We start from the raw sequence: 17,919 nt of genomic DNA on the forward strand, positions 1-17,919 counted from the left end.
ATAGAAACGGCTGACACTAGGGTCACAGTGTCAGCCGTTAAACAACGTCATGTTTGCAGCTGCGCAGCGCCGAACAGACTGACGCTCAGCAACGTTTTGCCCTGAGCGTGCAAGCGAACCGGCGCAATGCCACCCGGCATCACCACCGCAACCTCCCCACTCTCAACCCAGCCCGCCCGCCACGCCGCACACGCCACCGCACTGGCGCTGGTTCCGGAAGACGCGGTGGGCCCTTCCCCCCGCTCGAACACCCGTGCGATGACTCGATTGCCGGCTTGGCGCGCCGCCCATTGCAGATTGATCCCTGCCGCACAGGGCCGACCACCGCCTGCAGGGGGCGCAAATGCAATCGCCTTCAACGGCTCGTAAAGCGCGGGTTGCTGCATCCTCAGGTTGTCCGGCAATGCCGAGACCTGCTCGACCAGCGTTACGCAATGGGGGTTGCCCACCCGCACAAATTGGCTGGTTGACCACTGCAGGTCGACCGCCGCCAACTCGCTCACATGACTCCGCTCAGTTTCATCCACACCCGTCTGCGCGCCCACCGCCGCCGGCCCGAAAGTGGGTAACCCCAATTCAAGCCAGAACCCCGCGACCTGTTCACGGACTGCCGGTTCAACCCGTGTGGACACCGGTGATACTGCGTCAGATTTATCGTGGTGCACCCGCAACTCACAGGCCCCACTCATCAGGGCCTGGTCGGTGAGTGCCTGGGCGAAAATCGTCAGGCCGTTGCCACTACGCTCGGCCAGGGAACCGTCGGTGTTGACGATCAGCAGGTCAAATGGCGGCTCGGCCTGGAACGGCCCGACCAGCAAGCCATCACAGCGATGAGCCTTGGCACCGGCCGGACGGGGTAGCGAGCCCCAACTGCATTCGGCGGCGATGGCTGACGATGTCCAGTTGCTGCGGGTACGCGCAGCCAGCTCAGCGCTCTCGGGTACAGCAATGCCCGCGTCTCTCAACGAGGCCGGGCTGACCACGCTATAGATATTGCCGCGGGCGTCGTAGAACAGTGCCATGAGGTCATCCACCTGGGCATGTGCTGAAGAAGAAGCCGATTGTGTGGGATCTCGACGCTACGCACCATCCTGCAAGCACTACACTTTCAGTTCCCCTGGATGGACGTTTTCATCAGGCCGAAGTCCGTGCGCAGTCGAGCAAACGCCGTCCTCTCACGTAAGAGGATGCAAGCATGAAGACAATCACCCCACAAAGTCCCGTTGAAACCCTATACCGAGAAGGCCGCAAGACATTTATCGAATTGGTGCCGGATGGCGGTGCAAGGTTGGATGCGCTGTTCCATACGGCACCCGCCCTCGGTGAGTTGGCGGTAGGCGTGGTATACGGCTATCTGCATAGCCGCCCCGGCCTTGACCCACGCTTGCAAGAGGCCGCGATCTTTGCCGCGATTGTGGCAGCGGGCATGGTCGGGCCGCCGCTGAGCGTGCACTTCAAGACCAGCCTCGCCGAGGGCCTTGCGCCGGGTGAGCTGACCGAACTGCTGCTGGTTGCGTCAGCTTTTACAGGGTTCCCCCGTGCGGTGGCGACGGCCGACCAACTCAACCAACTGTTCGCCAGTGCAGGCCTGCCTTCTCCCCCGCCACCGGCACCACGCGCAATCGTCATGGCTTTTTGTGACAGTGTGCGCCGGGGCCAGCCGTCCTTCCCGGTGGACGCCCAGGTCCGCAAACTCCTGCGCAAACCCCGTCGCCTGTCACTGCACGCCACTGCGGCCGACAGAGTGGTGATCGAGAGTTACAAGGGCATGGAAACCCGCCCCAGAGGGATGCTACTGGTGCGGGTAGTGGGCGCCGAGGTGGTTGAAGTCAACGTCTATGGGCCAACGTCTGCCTGACCAGGTGCCGAAGGCGGCCTGGAAGGTGGTAATCCACCGCGAGAACCCAGGGGTTCAAAAGCCCCCACAGGGATTACGCACCTTCCAGACCGCCTCCTACACACTCGATACTGCTTGTGTGGCGGCGAACCGTCGTGACGTTCCAGATGTGTAAAAATAAAATTCATGACCATCGCCATCTCAAGGGAATGCGGCTCGCGCCTCATGGCCTGATGTGCAAGGATGTCACGCCGGACATCGTTCGTAGAACGCAAAACCAAGGATTTTTCATGACTGCCATCCCCACCTCAGCGCCCGTGGTTCCCGGGCGGCTGGAGCAAATGTCGACCCGTATCGCTTTCTTCATTGCCGGCTTCGGCATCGCAGCCTGGGCGCCGCTGGTGCCCTATGCCAAGGCCCGTGCCGATTTGAGCGAAGGCACTCTTGGCCTGCTGCTGTTGTGCCTGGGCGTCGGTTCGATCATCGCCATGCCTGCCGCCGGTGCGCTGGCCTCGCGTTTTGGCTGCCGACGCGTGCTCAGCGCCGGGACGATCATGATCTGCCTGGCATTGCCGATGCTGGCGACGGTCAGTTCGATTCCGTTATTGATGGCAGGGTTGTTTCTGTTTGGCGCCGGCCTGGGAACGGTGGATTCCACAGTCAACCTGCAAGCGGTGATCGTCGAGCGGGCCAGCGGCAAGACCATGATGTCAGGCTTTCACGGGCTGTTCAGCCTGGGTGGGATTGTCGGTGCAGCGGGCGTTTCAGCGTTACTGGGACTAGGACTTTCGCCACTGCAAGCGACCCTGGTGGTGATCGTCATCACGCTGGCGGCACTGCTCAAGGCCGCGCCGCACCTGCTGCCCTACGGTAGCGAGAGTTCGGGCCCGGCGTTTGCCGTGCCCCACGGCGTGGTGCTGTTCATCGGTTGCCTGTGTTTTATCGTGTTCCTGGCCGAAGGTGCGGTACTCGACTGGAGCGCGGTGTTCCTCAGTGCCGAACGCGGCTTGGACGAAGCCTATGCGGGACTGGGTTACGCGGCCTTTGCCTTGACCATGACTGCAGGTCGATTGACCGGAGATGCCATCGTGCGTCGGCTGGGCGCTACCCGGGTGATCGTGGCCGGCGGCGCGCTGGCGGCCGCCGGCACATTCCTCGCCACCTTGTCACCGGCTTGGGAAATGGCCCTGCTGGGTTATGCATTGATAGGCGCCGGTTGCTCCAACATCGTGCCAGTGCTCTATACCGCTGTCGGCAAGCAGACGGTCATGCCAGAACATATCGCCGTGCCGGCCATTACCACCCTGGGCTATGCGGGGATATTGGCTGGACCGGCCGTGATCGGGTTCATCGCCCATGGCAGCAGCCTGGCGACCGCCTTTCTATTGATTGGCGTATTGCTGGCGGCGGTGGCGATCAGCGGGAAGATACTGCGCGTATGAACATAAAGCGGCATGAGCAGATTGAGTCTTTCAAGCGGCTCATGCGGGTTTGCGTAGGTTACTTCCCCTTCTCTTCCTTGTCGTTTTCAAGCCAGCGATCAATGCTGTAGTTCTTCAGCCAGCCATCGTCATTCAGGCTTCCGAAAGGGCTGTAACCATTGGCTTTGTAACTGTCCAGAGAGGCCATCAAACCCGGCCTCTCCATCAGGTTCTTGGCCAGGTACACCTGTTGCTCGCTGTACTTTTTCAAAGGAAACCCGGTGCGCACATCCCGCAGAGGTTCACCGTTATTGCCTATTTGATTGGGGTCCTTGGCGATTTCAATAATCGTGTCTTTATTCACGTACCGATGTCTTTGTGTACCGAAAAAGAACGTGCGGTCTTCCGATTTGTCCCGCCAGTCATCAAACATGCCCTTGAACGCCTGGACAACCTGAGCATCGGTTTTCGCATGGAACGGGTCCGCGCTCTGCGTATTGGGGTTGGTATTGCCAATCTGCGAGTCGCCAGCCTTGGTCAAGCTGTCATGGGTGATTTCACCGCCCTTTGCGGTGATCGCATCGTTCAATCGAGGTCGGTTGAGTATCTCTCGCGCCAACATGATGGTGCGCTCCGAGACTTTGCTACTGCTGGGTTCTTCTTTGGCGATCTCCTGCAATGAACCTTGGGTCAGTCGGCCATCCTTCTTGAAAGCGTCCAGCAATGACAGGTTGTTTTTCAAGTCAGTCGCCAGCAGATGGTCGTCCGAGCTGACAAAGGGGTTGCCAACTTTCGTCATGCCTCCATATAGGTTCTGGCCGTCGAAGTGCCGGTCGGCGCCGTTCGCGAAACGGGTGTTGATTGACTGCGTGGCAGGCAGCGGCTTACCCAGTGCACGGGCATCGACCTCAAAGCGAGACTGACCACTCCCCGTTGGCTCAGGTGTGTTGGACCCAGCTGCTTGCGTATAGCTCAGATTATTGACACTACCAATCATGACTCACCTCCACCCTATCTAGATTTCGTAGCCTGGGCCTTGATTGCCTGATCCTCGAAAGGGCCTCGAAATCAAGATGGCACAAGCAGCGATTGAGTGGTCCTGAGAAAACAACGGTTCCGAAGAGGGTCGTCCAAAACACTGGATATACCTCTGGGAATCTTAAGCGCTTGTAACCAACTGCCCTGCTGCGCATCCATGCTTTGGAAAATCCTGCTGTGTGACAGGGTGAAACCTAGCGCCGGGACACCTTGCTCCAAAGGCTCGCTAACATTGAAAACACAGGGTTGGGCGCCGACTGCTCCGTAAACAAACGAGAACCTTTGTCAAAATCCTCGGCGGTGGGCGCCTTGAAGCTGAACCTGGGTGAGGATGTGAGGTTCAGCTCTTGAGGTTTTCTTGAGTTTTGCGCCTCATGCGCCAGTGCAGTCACGGTCGATGCGGTATACGGAGAGTGACGGGAATCAAATGATGTCGAGTTCATGGTCCAGACCTAATCCGGTAGATGAAGGCCCCCATCGGCATTCAATGGCCGGTGGATATTGTCTTTGTGGTAGATCTTCGTAAACAGTTCCAGCGGCGCATTCCGCCCCGTGCCACGTAGTGCATGGCATGGGGCGGTTGCGGGATTAGCTGAGCAGGGATTTCAACTCCCAAAGGGAGATCTTTTCGTTGCGAACAATACTGTCCATCGACGATTTAAGACTTGAACGAGCCATGACCTCTTGCGAAAGCTGGATGAGACGGTCGGTACTCGATATGCCTGTCAATGGCTGATTCGAACGACTTCTGAGCTCCCAGAAAGATATGCTGTTTGGGTCGCTGCCCGTCAACTTAGGGAATTCCCTCACCATTTCTTGTATGAGGCTTCTATCGCTGCTGATTTTCAAAGGGTTTTTGGATTGCATAAAGTTAACTAAATCGTCTTTGGATATACGATTATCCAGATCCCCAGTGCCGGCATTTCTACGGAGCGCATCCAACAACCCGGGGCGTTTCACGATTTCCTTCGCCAATCGGACATCGTCCCGAAACGGGAATCCCTTGGCCATGTTTTCTATATTACTGGCCGTGACCCCTCCTGATGAATACAAGCGCTTTTCCAACGCGTCATACTTATTGAAAAGTGCCCCAGCCAGTTGATCGTTGTCTTGCCTGAAATACGGCAACGAGGGGCTCGGACGTGGCGGCGGGCCGGGATTCGGACGCAGGCCGATTGGCAACGGACGTGGCGGCGGGCCACCGAATACTGGGCCGTGATAACTTTGCTGCGCAGCGAAATTCACGCCTACGGTGACCTGTGTGCTTACCGTGGCACCCGACCGCCCGGCACTGGACTTTGGATCTGCGGGAGAGGCGTTATCGACGGAAAGTGCGACGCTCTGATTGTATGCTGATACCGACATTTTTTTCTCCAGTTCGGTGTATTCAGACGCCCGACCTCACTGTCCCCAGCCGCTCAATTAAGTCATCAAGGAAAATAGTAAAGACAGGCATATCCTGTGTGGCAGAACTGTGGGAACCGGTTCCTGAGACCCTTGAAAGTATCCAGAATCGAAGTAGGAAGAACATCTGATCGAGTGAGAGACAAGCCACTCTATCGGCAGGCAGTGCCGCTCTCCCTTAGCAGGAAGAGCGGCAATATTTCAATCAGAACCCGACGCTGGCCTGTACGAAGAACGTACGAGGTTCGCCCAGGTACAGCCCGGCATTGTTGTCACTGGAACGGGTGTAGTGCTGCTGGTCGAAGACGTTTTTCACGCCCACACCCAATTTCAGGTTGGACAACTGTTCGCCAAAGTCATAACCACTGCGCACGTTGACCGAGACATAACCGGGGATATCACCGTACTGACCGTCAGCCGTGCCCTGGGTGACGTAGGTGCTGGTCGTGCCTGGCGCACGCTGGCCCGACTGAGCGTACACATCCAGGTTGTGGGTCCAACGGTTGACGTCATAGCGCAGGCCCAAGGTGGCCACTTCACGGGAGTACAGCGGCAGGTCACGGCCCTTGAACGGTACGTCGCCTTCCGAGGTGGCCTTGGTGTAGGTGAAGCCGGCATTGGCGGTCAGGCCGTCCAGGCGCGGGTCCAGGTTCGACAGGTCATAGTGGGCGGACGCTTCGATGCCGGTGTGCTTGGTCGCACCGAGGTTGGTCCAGCCCACATCGTTGCTGACGTATTGCAGCTCATCCGAGAAGTCGATGTAGAAGAACGTCAGTTCGCCACCCCACACATTGTCGTTGTAGCGCGTACCCACCTCGTAGGTCTTGGCCTTTTCGGGGTTCAGACCATTCGCGGTCTGGTCGCCGGTGCCGCCCTGGCCCAGTTGGAAATATTGCAGGCTGCCAAACGACGTCTCGTAGTTGGCGAACAGTTTCCAGGCGTCGGAGACGTGGTACATCACGCTCAGGGCCGGCAGTGGTTCGTTGTTGTGGACTTCGCGGCGTTTTTCCTGGGTACGCGTGCCGTTCAAGGCAACCACCGGGCGATCGTGCCATTCAGTACGGATGTCTTCGAAGCGGATGCCCGGCGTGATGGTCCACTTGCCGATATCGACCTTGTTATCGATATAGAACGCGTTGGCCTCGGTACCCCCGGTGCGGTCCTGGTAGACGTGACCATCGCTCTGCCCACCCGGCGTCGGCACATTGTTGACCAGGTTCAGGCTGGTGGCCTGCTCATGCATGCCTTCCTTGAGGTAGCGATAGCCCAGGCTGACTTCCTGGGTGCTCGGGCCTACGTCAAACACATGGGACACCCGTGGCTCGATGCCAAAGGTGTAGTAGGTACGCGGATAGGAGCCGATCGTCTTGAGGTCGCGGTTGGCGATGTTGCTGCCGCGGAAGCTGTCGGAGTAATAAGTCAGCACTTCGGCCTGGGTGCGGTCGTCGATCTGGCGGATGTACTTGAAGGACACGTCCTTGCGGCGTCCGCTGAAATTGTCCCAGTCACGCACCGATTGGTACGGGTTGGCATCGAACTGCTTCTGGGTCAGGCCGCCGGGCATGTCGGCGCTGGCGTCGTAGTAGTGGAAGTTCAGCGAGAAGTCGTCTTGATCGGTCGGCGCCCAATGGGTCTTGAAGATCACGTCGTCGATGTCGTTGGAATTGTTGCTGTTGCGGTAACCGTTGCCATTGACCCCGGAGTACAGCAAAGCGGCGCCGATGCCATTGTCGGCGGTGCCGCCGATAAAGGCGTTGTCCACGTGCTTCCAGCCGCCGTGGGCGGAGGTTTGCAGGGTGGTGCCGACTTCGCCGGAGAATTTCTCGGGGATGGCACGGGTCACGAAGTTGATCACGCCGCCGACGTTTTGTGGCCCATAACGCACGGAACCGGCACCGCGCACCACGTCGATGCTGTCCAGGTTGCCGGCGGAAATCGGTGCCATCGACAGTTGCGGCTGGCCATAAGGCGCAAACGCAGCCGGCACGCCGTCGATCAGCACGGTAGAACGTGGCGACAGGCGCGACGTCAGGCCACGTACGCCGACGTTGAGGGAAATATCACTGCCGCCAGTGCCGTTGGATTCCTGCACCTGCACGCCAGGCACGCGACGCAGTACGTCGCCAACGTTCATTGCGCCTTGCTCCACCATGGCTTCGCGACGGATCACCGTGCGTGCGCCGGGATGGTTCTGCACCACTTCAGCGTTGGCATCGCCAAGCCAGTCGCCGACCACCTTGATATCGGTGGCGCCCAGTTCCAGGGGCGAGCCGGCTTCACCGGTGCCGCTGTTCAGCGGGCGCAGGGTCACGGAGCCTGCGTCGATCTGGTAGTCCAGGCCGCTGCCTTGCAGCAATTGGCGCAAGGCTTGTTCTGGGGAAAGATTGCCGTCTACCGCTGGTGCCTGCTTGCCCGCGACCAACTCGGAGCTGAAGAACACTTGCAGGGAAGTTTGCTGGCCCAATTGGCTCAGCGCCGCGCCCAAGGGCTGGGCCTGGATGTGAATGGCGTCGGCGGCGTAAGCCGCAGGGAGCGCGGCACTGACCGCGAGCGCCAGGGCCAGCGGCGCCCAGCGGGAGATTTTATTGTTGTTAACGGCAAGTTTTTTCACGTCGAACCTAGTCCTGTGATCGCAAGAGTATGCGGCTGTTAATGCAAACCAGTTGCAGTTGCAGGAGAAGACGAAGAACTCGAAAAAAACCTGAATGTCAGCGTGAAATTATTTCCTGGCTGCCGTCCGGCAAGGTGCGCAAGGCTACCGGCAGGATGTGCGGCAAGGCCTTGAGCAAGGCGTCGGTGTCATTGGCCTTGAACACGCTGGTCAGGCGCAGGTTGCCCACCGCGGGCGTACTGACCCGCAGCGGTTGCTCGCGATAACGCGAAACTTCCCGCGCCACTTCACCCAGCGAAGCGTTGTTGAAGACCAGCTTGCCCGTGCGCCAGGCGGTCAATTCCTCAGTGTTCACCGCGTAGGCACCAGCCACCGATCCTTTGTTGTCGACGTGGGTCCCCAGGCCCGCCGTCAGCGTGACCACCTTGTCCGGTGAATGCCCTTGCACTTTCACAGTGCCGGCCTCGACCATCACACGAGTCTGGTCGTCATCACGACGCACATCAAAGCGCGTGCCGGTCACCGTCACCTGCCCTGCCCCGGCGGCCACGACGAACGGCCGGCTGGTGTCATGCTCGACGCTGAACATTGCCTCGCCCTGCTTGAGTTCCACGCCGCGCCGGCCCTTTTCATAATGCACCGCAACCACGCTGCGGCTGTTGAGGTCCATCACCGAACCGTCGGGCAAGGCCACCTGGCGATGTTCACCCAGGCGCGTACTGAACTCGGCACTGTAGGGTTTTGGATGATCGAGCCCGCTGAACAGGCCCAAGCCCAACGCGACGGCGACCACACTGGCGGCCACCGCGTAACGCAACACGGCGCGGCGCTTGGGCCGTTCCATCGGGGCCTCGCATAACGCCTGCAAGCGCGCCTTGGGCAGCAAGTCGGTGGCACTCCACAGGCCTTGCAGCACATCAAATTCGTATTGATGATCGGGATGCTCGTTGCACCATGCATCAAAGCGTTGGCGCTCGGCAGCGCTCAACTCGGCGTCTTGCAGGCGCACAAACCATTGCGCGGCTTCGTCTCGGGCACGGTTATCCATCATGGAAGATCCTGTTTCAAAGCGGGCATTCATGGCGCCATCGCGTCCAGGCGGTCGCGCAGATGCCGCAGGGTGCGGATCATATACTTTTCCACCATGTTTTTAGACAGCCCCAGGCGTTCGGCGATTTCCTGCTGGGTGAGCCCCTCGATTTTCTGCCAGATGAAAATCTTGCGACAGTTGAGCGGCAGCTCGGCCAAGGCCCGCTCGATGGAGTCTGCCAACTGGATCGCGTGCATGAAATGCTCCGGGTCGCCACTGTGGGGCGAACGCTGATCAAAGGCTTCCAGCGTGATGGCCTCACGGCGGTCTTCGCGTCGATAGGCATCCACTGCGATATTGCGCGCGGTCTGATGCAGGTAGGCGCGCGGTTGCTCCACCTGATCGGATTTCGACTCCAGCACCCGCACAAAGGTGTCATGCGCCAGGTCTTCGGCCTGCTGACGGTTTCTCAGGCGACGCGTCCAGGTTCCGATCAACTCTTCGTAATGTTCGAAAAAGCCTGTTCTGCGGGGCGGCTGAGGGATCATCGCGGGTGCACTGGGGAGGCGGGGCGTGAATAGTAATGCTTCCTATTAAGTGGAGCAATTGCTACCCGTCGTACACCTGGAAACTAATGCGTGCTGCCCACCTGCTTGAGACGGCTGAGTTTTTCGCGGCTGCCGCACACGCTCATCTGGCACCATTTGCGCTGCTTGTTCTTGGAGATGTCGAAGAACACCCAATCGCAGTCAGCGGCGCCGCAAATGCGCAATGCGTGCAGATCACCGGACACCAGTAACTGCGTAGCCTCGATGGCCAAGCGCCCGAGCACCATAGCCGTCAGCTCCTGCGCCGTGGTGCAGGGCTTCCACGCCCAGGCAGGCTTGCCCTCCACGGAACGCAGCACCCGCCAGGCAACGCCTTGCTGGAACACGTGGTTGATTTGCTGCAAAGCCTCATCGGGCGCGGCACCCTGTAACGACAACGGATAGAACACCGCGTACAGGCATTCCCTGAACGCAATGATCGCGTCCAGGTCCGGCTGGTAAACCATGGAGGAGGCAAACACCATCGGTTTGTAGTCGTCGAACTCTCGGGCCGAGATCAACGACGCATGCAATGCCCATTCGAAGAAGAACTGAAAGCTGGTGAGCCGCTCCTCTATGACCTTGAGCGAAGTGCCAGGACGACGGCCGTTGGTGGTATTGATGAAGTCCAATACCCGGGCCCCACCAATCAGGCGGATCGATTTTGCAGTGCCCGTAAAATGTGTCATGCCTGCTCCTGAAAAAACGCGTTCTCCCTGCGATGGCGCAGATTACCCTGTTTTTTCGAGTTGCAGACATTGTCATCCCCGCGCAAAGACAGACGGCTAAGTGCGCTCGTCGTTGTGCGCCACCCAGTCAAGAATCGTCGCGACCGACTGTTCCACGGAAAGCGCCTGGGTATCCAAGTGCACCTCCGGAAACACCGGGACATCGTAGTGGGAGTCGATACCGGTAAAGTGCTTGATCAACCCGGCGCGGGCTTTTTTATACAGGCCCTTGGGGTCACGTTGTTCGGCGGTTTCCAACAGCGCGTCCACATGCACTTCGACAAAAAACTCATTGCCGATGATCGAGCGCGCGTAGTGCCGGCTGGCCGACGAGGGAGAAATCAACGCCACGATCACGATCAGCCCCGCCTCCAGCATCAACCGCGCCACTTCGGCGACCCGGCGGATATTCTCGTCACGGTCGCTGTCGGTAAAACCCAGGTCTCGGCACAGCCCGCCACGCACCGAGTCGCCGTCGATAATGGCGGTGATCCGGCCCTGTTCCTGCAGGGCATTGTCCAACGCATCGGCAATGGTCGACTTGCCGGACGCGGAGAGGCCGGTCATCCAGATGACCACGGGGTTATGTTTCATGCCAGAGCGGTGACTGAACGCAAACGCGTGCAGGTTCCGGTGCGGCGTGTCTGGAAAATAACTCATGACTGTTCACCCTCCTTGACCGAAACAGGCTGTTTGCCCAACAGGAACACCATCACGCATTGCACGAACAACAACAGCGCCACCACCCAGTAGACGGTCGAGAACGACCCGGTCAGGTCCTTGGAAAATCCGCCCAGGAAATTGCCGCACACGCCGCCCAAGCCGATCAACACGTTGGCAATGCCAAAGGCCTGGGTCAGCCGACTGACCGGGACGATTTGCCCGATGTAACTGGGCACCAGTCCGAAGATGGGATAAAACGCCAACGCAAACAGAAACGCCGCCAGGTAGAACAAGGGCAGGCTGTTGAAACTGAATACCAGGGTGGCGGCCAAGCCCGCGCTCAGGAAACACATCGCCAGCGACGCGCGCACCCCGACCTTGTCGGCAATCCACCCCACCAGGAAGCCCGACGCCATGCCCACCGCGCCGATGGTGGTCCAGATAAACCCGGCGTCCTGTACCGACACACCCAACTCATCACGCAGGAACGGCGCCAGGTACGTCTGGAACGGCAGCAACGCCATGCCATTGAGAAAAGCGATGGCCCAGGTCAGGTACAACGAGCGGCTGAGCCAGGGCTGGCGGCTGTCGAACGCGGTGGCGCGCTCCCCGGAAAACCCGGTGTCTTGGCTCGCAGCGAAGTTACGCAACAGAAACCAGGCCACCACACACAAGGCCACCGAGACCAGGCCGGCGGTGAGCCAGATCGAGCGCCAGCCGCCATTCAGTGTCAGGAAGGACACCAGCAAACCGTTGATGAAAACGCCGTAGCTGGTGCCACTGGAAATCAGCCCCATGACCCGCGAGCGATTGCCTGGGCTGAAGCCCTTGGTGACGATCTCTGCCAACGGGATGTACACCGAGGCGGAACAGCCACCGAGTAGGATCAACAGCGCGCCCGACAACCAGATGCTGTTGCTGACACTCAACCCCAGCAGCGCCAGGGACGTCATCACCGTCGATACCAGGCTGATTTTCCACCCTTCGAAAAACCGGCTGATATAGCTGGTCACCGATGAAAACAGCAGGAAGCCAATCTGCGCGCCGCCAGTGATCAAGCCCACCGTGGTGTAGTCAAAACCGATGTCGCGGCGCATGTCCACCACCAAGTTGGCGAACAGGTAGACGCCAAAGCCATAGGTGCTGGCCACGAACCCGGTGAGGACCACCGCCAGCACGACGCTGTCCAGTGGCCGGGCATTGCTCTGTACGAGTGTACTCATCAAACCCTCCTTATTCGGCGCGCGCGGTGTGGATGACGAAGTCGCAATCCATCATGTCGTAGTCACGTTCGAAGTCGCCGTAACTCTCATGGTCGGTAAACCCGGACTTGAGCACTTCCTCCTTCAACTCGCCCGGCAACAGGGGATACACCTGCAGCCGGTATTGTTCCGCGTCATCAAAGGAATAGATGAACTCACACAGGTGCTCATCGACCTCTCCCAGGCTGACCGAAGCATTCGTACCGCAGTAATAGTAATTGCCGCTGGCCTTGTAGTTGCCGGCACGAATGGCGAAAAAATTGCGTTGGTCCACGATCAGCAAGCCGCCCGGCTTGAGCAAGGCCCTGAACTTCGCCAGTACCCGCAACCGATCATGAGCGGCGAAGACATGGCACAACGAACTGCCCAGGCAGACCACGGCATCGAACTGGCCAAGCTCTTGGGGATCAAGTGAGTGCCAGTCGCGGTAATGGGACTGAATGTCCAAGCCATGCTTACGAAAGTTCGCCCGCGCCTTGGTCAGCATGGTACTGCTGCCGTCCGTGGCCACCACCTCGAAGCCCGCCTGCTTGAGTTGGACGGCATGGAAGCCGCTGCCCGTCGACACGTCGATCACCGACCGCATGCCGTGGCTGCGCAGCAGGTTTTCGAAGAACCCGTCCTCCCCCGCTTTGCGTTTTTCCCAATCGATCAATTCATCCCAACGCTCGACGAAATCCTTCGAGTACTGCTTGGCATAACTGGCGACTTCGTTGTGCTTGCGCCCCGATATCTGATTCATCACACACCTACCAGGTTGAATTCTTGAAGGACAGGTACTTGCTCGCCAGCTCGCGGGCAAACTCGGCGGACTGCTCGATGGACATGGTGTTCCTGGAATACCCCAGCATCGATTGCATGACAGCCATGCACTGCGGGTTGTAAGTCACCGAACCATCACAATGGATTTCGTCGATGCCATCCTGGCTCTGGCAGATGCTGTTGATCCGCACCGCTTCGTCCTGCGGGCAGGCGTCGGAGAACTGCACCTGGATCTGACCATCGTGCAGCCGCACCGGATACCCGCCCGGAAGCCCTAGAGGCCCCGGCGCATGCACCAGGACCGGCACCAGCGAGAACAGCCCTTCGATGACCGTGACGGCAGAGCACGCGGTGAGGAACTGCCCATCCACTCCGCCCAGGCGACGGAACTCGGATTTCACCGTCGAGAAAATCGCCTCGGCCGGCAGGCGCGTCACCTCTGGTCGGTCACGCACCTCATACAACAGGCGGTAATTGGCACGCGGCGGCAACCCACCGCGCGGCACGTAGTGGCTGAAGTAATGCTGGGCATACAGCTGCACTTGCACATCCGCAGGCGCACATTCGAGCAACCGTGCGATGGATAAACGCACCGCTGGAATCAGGTTGGCCACATTACCCACGCCGATGTCCGGCGCCAGGCCAATGCGCGCCAAGATCGGGTTGACCGCATCCGGGAACGCCGCATTCACGGTTTTAGTGGTGATGCCGGAGGCTTTCACCGCCTGCATCAGGCAATGCATCAACGTCAGGTGCATGGGCAGCCAGGGGCCGAACTGGGCCTGGTCGAGCTTTTCGAACGACAGCTTGGGCAGCCCGGTGATCACCCGCCATGACTGCAGCGATGCGCAGTTCACCAGCATATCCGGGGCTTCTTCACGCAGCAGCTGCGTGACCCTGCCGATATCCGTCAGGTCGGCAACCACGGGCTTGATGTCGATAAACTGGCCCAACTGCGCACACGACAACGTCACCAGGTTGCACAAGCGGATCGTGGCTTCTTCATTGCGCCCCAACACCACAAAGTCGAACGCGTTTTTCGGCCCCAGAATCTTCAGGATCTGCAGGCATAGGTTGCCGGCGCCGACCAGCAGCAGCTTTTTCTTGCGCACCGGAAGGCTCATCGTGGGTAGGCCCCGTTGTCGACCGGAATCACACGGCCGGTGATGTGACGCATCGCATCACCCACCAGCAGCAAGATGACTTCGGCCACGTCACTGGGCAGGATCGGGTCCTTGAGGACTTCCTGGCGGGCGTACTCGGCGCGTCGGTATTCGGGGATGGTGCCGTAGATCGCGGTGTCATGGATCAGCGCCGGGGACACCACGTTCACCCGCACGAACGGCGCGAAGTTCCAGGCGTTGGCCTTGGTCAGGCCGATCACCGCTGCCTTGGTGGCGCCGTAGAGTGCGTCGCAGCTGCCCACTTCACCGGCCAATGAAGCGATGTTGACGATGCTGCGCGGGGCTTCGTGCTTCATCTCCCGTTCGGCAAAGTCTTTGGAGAGGTAGACCAGCGCCTTGAGGTTGACGGTGAGGATCTCGTCTATCTGCTCATCGGAGTAGGCGTAGACACTTTTACCGTGATAAATACCGGCGTTGTTGACCAAACCGTAAATACTTGGATGCCGCTCATACAGTTTTGGAATAAAGCCCTTGATAACGGCCATGTCCGAAAAGTCAGCAATATGCGCTTCAAACACGTCAGCGCCATAGACACCTTGCAGCTTTTTCAAACCCTCGGCATCCTTGTCCGCACCGATAACGAAATAACCCTGTTGAATCGCCAGTTCCACAGTAGCCCGGCCAATTCCGTTGGCCGCTCCGGTAACAATCAACTTTTTCATACAACAATCCCTATTGGCAAAATTCATTCATGCGCGCGTAATACGTACGGTGATATTCGTACATCGCCTTTAAATTCGGATATTGATCAAATAGCTTGATATCAACGTGCGGATTCTCTGGAGAAACAATCCGCTCACTGTTTTCCGCGTCGACATGCCAACTACGCCACGTTTTCCATTGTTGGGGACACTCACGTTTCCATGTCATGGCGTGTGGCAGAAACTCTATATTCAAATGATCACAGAGTTTACGGATCACTCGTTCTGGTTCTGCGGCCAGATCATCCGCATTGATCACATAGGGCACTTTGCCGGTCAGTTTGGTGACCACACAAAATATGTCATACAGTGCTTTATGCCCAATGGCCTGCAAGGGCATATCGGGATGCACCCGATGATGGGAAATAATACTGCTGGCAGGTTCACGAATCAGAAAGATATTGTCCTGTTGCGCGAGAAAACCAACATCAACTTTCAAGTCATCCAAACAGTGATAACACATGTCTTTATGGAAGACGTTCGCACGCTCACGGGCACTCAGTAGATGCTCTTTTATGCCTGGGTAAGTCGTGGGCAAACTGTGATCCCACTCATCCGAAGGAATCGCCGAGTCCTCGGAAAACGCCATGTGCGCAAAAGGTTCATGGAAGACCTCGAAATCGCCCCGCTCGATAAACACGCGTTCGAGCACTGTGGAGCGCGAACGTGGGTGCGCCCACAACCCGATCATCCGGTTCATGCGATCACCCCAAATTCAGCGGCGAGCAATGCGTTGAATGCGCGCTTGAACGGTGTCGTCACGGGGCAGAGCCGAACGCAGTAATCCGCCAGACGCCGGTGCGCGCTGTTGGCTTCATTGCAGGCGTTGATAAAGGCTTCGTGGTTGCCGAAGTCGTACGGTTCGATGCTATCGACAAAGTAGGCTTCGTAGAAATACGGGATACGGATCAGCTTCGCGAAGGTCGAGGCCGGGGGTTTCTGGGGTTCCTGCGCGGGTACGACCGGTTTGCCGTGGCTTTCGCGCTCAATCAGGAACTCCACTACGTCCGGCGTCAGTGTGTAGCAGGTCGCGGTTTGCCCGGTCTTTTCCAAGTGCCAGCAATGCTTGTTGCCACGTTCGTCCACATCGACCTTTATGCTGGAAAGCAGGGTTTTGATCGGCACGGTCGAGGCCGCCACCAGCGTCTGGATCTGCTCGTAAATCATCAACTCGGCCCAGCGCAGTTCCTCGGCGCTCAAGGTCAGGCCACGCTCGGCAGCCTGCAGGGTGAACTCGGGCTGGCAGGCGAAACGCCCAATCATGAAAGTGATCACGTACTTGCAGCGGCAGGTGTCGATACCGTTGCTGCGCGCCGTCGCCCTGCCACGCTCGATGGCCTGGATACCGGCCTGGAACTGGGCAACCGTGAAGCAAAAAGTGATATTGATCGAGGCGCCCTGAGCCACCAGTTGCTCGACGGTGTCCAGCCCTTCCAGGCTGCCCGGCACCTTGACCATCACGTTCGGCGCCAGGCGCTGCAGTTCCAACCCTCGGGTGGTCATACGCTCGGTGCAACGCACGTCCACCGGGTCAACCTGGGCAGAAATCCAACCTTCAGCCTGTGCCGATTGAACCCACCGCGACTTGAGCGTGGCAGCCCCTTCGACGATGACTTCGTTGTACAGCTGCTTGCGCAACTCATTGGGAGACAGCTTGGCCAGGTTGAAACGTGAAGACCAATACTCGCGCTTTTCGAGGATGACGGCCGTCACCAACCGAGGGTTGGTGGTCGCACTGCACAAGCCCCAGGGCTGGGAGAACTCATCCGGCATCAACGTTTGTATATAGGTCGCGGCCGCCGGGTACTTTTCCAGTAGGTGTTGTTTATACGGCAGGTATACGGCAGGCGATGAATCCCACCACACTTGCGAAGATTGATCGTTGCGTTTGAGCCGTTCCAGGTAACCAAGTGTGTTCACGACGCCTCCTCCCTGAGTCAATTAAAAATGGTCAATACTTCGCGTATGTCGGCAATCGGCAATGCCCCTGCCGCGGCCAACTGCGAGTGCCGATGCGCAGGACCAAAGCCCAACACTTTTATATTGGCCGCTACCGCAGCCTGGATACCCGTCACACTGTCTTCCACCACCAGCGCATCACTCACATCAATGCTGTAAGTCCGGCAGGCCGTCAGGAACACCAAGGGATCAGGTTTCCAACGACCCAATTCATAACAACTGAATATTCGCCCTTCGAAATAAGAAAACAATCCCGCCAGGCGCAAGCAGTGCTCTATCTTGTTACGTGGCGCACTCGAAGCAACGCAATAAGGCACGTCCAACTTTTCCAGGACGTCCAGCATTCCATCCGTGGCTTTTAAACTGAGTGTCAGTGCGTGCAGCGCCCGCTCACGAAAACGCTGTTCAAACGCGTCGTCCACACTGACATTTAATAATTGCTCAGCCTCGCGCAAACACTCAGCAATCTTGCGCCCACGAAAGTGTTCGATAAAACGTGTGACATCAAGCAGCGTGTCGCCCTGAGCCAGGGCATTAAGCATGGAGATCAATACAGACAGGGTTATTTCTTCACTTTGGACCAGAACACCGTCGCAATCGAAGATAACTAACTTAGGCACGCCAACTAAGGCCGCTGCTTTTACCTGAACTGGTAGTTCCCCTATATCGGCCGAAAGGCACATAGAAATCTCTTATAGGTGGCCCCGCGATGACTTCCGAACTACCAACGGA

17 protein-coding genes are annotated in these 17,919 nt (G+C 58.5%); 2 read left to right on the forward strand and 15 right to left on the reverse strand.

Annotation, left to right across the window (positions count from 1 at the left end):
• Positions 1 to 47: 47 nt before the first annotated feature.
• Positions 48 to 1,022, reverse strand: a complete 975-nt coding sequence (locus ACP7BX_RS26440; RefSeq protein WP_426127440.1) for a diaminopimelate epimerase — start codon at positions 1,020 to 1,022, stop codon at positions 48 to 50.
• A 173-nt stretch (positions 1,023 to 1,195) separates the two neighbouring features.
• Here ACP7BX_RS26440 and ACP7BX_RS26445 point away from each other — a divergent pair, with 173 nt between their 5' ends.
• Positions 1,196 to 1,858, forward strand: a complete 663-nt coding sequence (locus tag ACP7BX_RS26445) for a carboxymuconolactone decarboxylase family protein (protein ID WP_426127438.1) — start codon at positions 1,196 to 1,198, stop codon at positions 1,856 to 1,858.
• Between the two features lie 269 nt (positions 1,859 to 2,127).
• Positions 2,128 to 3,279 carry an MFS transporter gene (locus tag ACP7BX_RS26450; RefSeq protein ID WP_269133454.1) on the forward strand — a complete coding sequence of 384 codons (1,152 nt, stop codon included), beginning with the start codon at positions 2,128 to 2,130 and terminating at the stop codon, positions 3,277 to 3,279.
• A gap of 58 nt (positions 3,280 to 3,337) precedes the next feature.
• Here the strand turns inward: ACP7BX_RS26450 and ACP7BX_RS26455 are convergent, their stop codons facing one another.
• The 14 genes from ACP7BX_RS26455 to ACP7BX_RS26520 form a co-directional block, all read right to left on the reverse strand.
• Positions 3,338 to 4,255, reverse strand: a complete 918-nt coding sequence (locus tag ACP7BX_RS26455) for a hypothetical protein (protein WP_269133453.1) — start codon at positions 4,253 to 4,255, stop codon at positions 3,338 to 3,340.
• A 629-nt stretch (positions 4,256 to 4,884) separates the two neighbouring features.
• Positions 4,885 to 5,661 carry a hypothetical protein gene (locus ACP7BX_RS26460; protein WP_426127435.1) on the reverse strand — a complete coding sequence of 259 codons (777 nt, stop codon included), beginning with the start codon at positions 5,659 to 5,661 and terminating at the stop codon, positions 4,885 to 4,887.
• Positions 5,662 to 5,905: 244 nt separating this feature from the next.
• Complete coding sequence (locus tag ACP7BX_RS26465) at positions 5,906 to 8,311, reverse strand: TonB-dependent siderophore receptor (protein WP_426127433.1); 2,406 nt, start codon at positions 8,309 to 8,311, stop codon at positions 5,906 to 5,908.
• Between the two features lie 97 nt (positions 8,312 to 8,408).
• Positions 8,409 to 9,362, reverse strand: a complete 954-nt coding sequence (locus ACP7BX_RS26470) for a FecR family protein (RefSeq protein ID WP_426127431.1) — start codon at positions 9,360 to 9,362, stop codon at positions 8,409 to 8,411.
• Positions 9,363 to 9,388: 26 nt separating this feature from the next.
• Positions 9,389 to 9,889: a sigma-70 family RNA polymerase sigma factor gene (locus ACP7BX_RS26475; protein ID WP_033899716.1), complete on the reverse strand. Its 501-nt coding sequence runs from the start codon at positions 9,887 to 9,889 to the stop codon at positions 9,389 to 9,391.
• 83 nt (positions 9,890 to 9,972) lie between these two features.
• Positions 9,973 to 10,617 (reverse strand): CGNR zinc finger domain-containing protein, encoded by a 645-nt coding sequence (locus tag ACP7BX_RS26480; RefSeq protein ID WP_426127428.1) that lies wholly within the window; start codon positions 10,615 to 10,617, stop codon positions 9,973 to 9,975.
• A gap of 96 nt (positions 10,618 to 10,713) precedes the next feature.
• Positions 10,714 to 11,316: an adenylyl-sulfate kinase gene (gene cysC, locus ACP7BX_RS26485; protein ID WP_426127426.1), complete on the reverse strand. Its 603-nt coding sequence runs from the start codon at positions 11,314 to 11,316 to the stop codon at positions 10,714 to 10,716.
• Positions 11,313 to 12,542: an MFS transporter gene (locus ACP7BX_RS26490; protein ID WP_426127424.1), complete on the reverse strand. Its 1,230-nt coding sequence runs from the start codon at positions 12,540 to 12,542 to the stop codon at positions 11,313 to 11,315. Before ACP7BX_RS26490 ends, cysC begins: the two co-directional genes overlap by 4 nt.
• Before the next feature lie 10 nt (positions 12,543 to 12,552).
• Positions 12,553 to 13,323, reverse strand: coding sequence for a class I SAM-dependent methyltransferase (locus ACP7BX_RS26495; RefSeq protein ID WP_426127422.1), 771 nt, complete (start codon positions 13,321 to 13,323; stop codon positions 12,553 to 12,555).
• Positions 13,324 to 13,330: 7 nt separating this feature from the next.
• Positions 13,331 to 14,467: a hypothetical protein gene (locus tag ACP7BX_RS26500; protein ID WP_426127420.1), complete on the reverse strand. Its 1,137-nt coding sequence runs from the start codon at positions 14,465 to 14,467 to the stop codon at positions 13,331 to 13,333.
• Positions 14,464 to 15,189: an SDR family NAD(P)-dependent oxidoreductase gene (locus tag ACP7BX_RS26505; RefSeq protein WP_426127418.1), complete on the reverse strand. Its 726-nt coding sequence runs from the start codon at positions 15,187 to 15,189 to the stop codon at positions 14,464 to 14,466. The genes ACP7BX_RS26500 and ACP7BX_RS26505 overlap by 4 nt, the downstream gene beginning before the upstream one ends.
• Positions 15,190 to 15,199: 10 nt before the next feature.
• The gene (locus tag ACP7BX_RS26510) at positions 15,200 to 15,928 is read right to left on the reverse strand and encodes a sulfotransferase family protein (RefSeq protein ID WP_426127416.1); all 729 of its coding nucleotides are present in this window, start codon (positions 15,926 to 15,928) and stop codon (positions 15,200 to 15,202) included.
• On the reverse strand, positions 15,925 to 17,148 hold the full coding sequence (locus ACP7BX_RS26515) for a transaldolase family protein (RefSeq protein WP_426127414.1): 1,224 nt from the start codon (positions 17,146 to 17,148) through the stop codon (positions 15,925 to 15,927). The genes ACP7BX_RS26510 and ACP7BX_RS26515 overlap by 4 nt, the downstream gene beginning before the upstream one ends.
• A gap of 17 nt (positions 17,149 to 17,165) precedes the next feature.
• Complete coding sequence (locus tag ACP7BX_RS26520) at positions 17,166 to 17,870, reverse strand: HAD family hydrolase (RefSeq protein WP_426127412.1); 705 nt, start codon at positions 17,868 to 17,870, stop codon at positions 17,166 to 17,168.
• Positions 17,871 to 17,919 lie beyond the last annotated feature (49 nt).

Source organism: Pseudomonas sp. DWP3-1-3b3 (assembly GCF_049896305.1).
GTDB lineage: Bacteria > Pseudomonadota > Gammaproteobacteria > Pseudomonadales > Pseudomonadaceae > Aquipseudomonas > Aquipseudomonas azotoformans_A.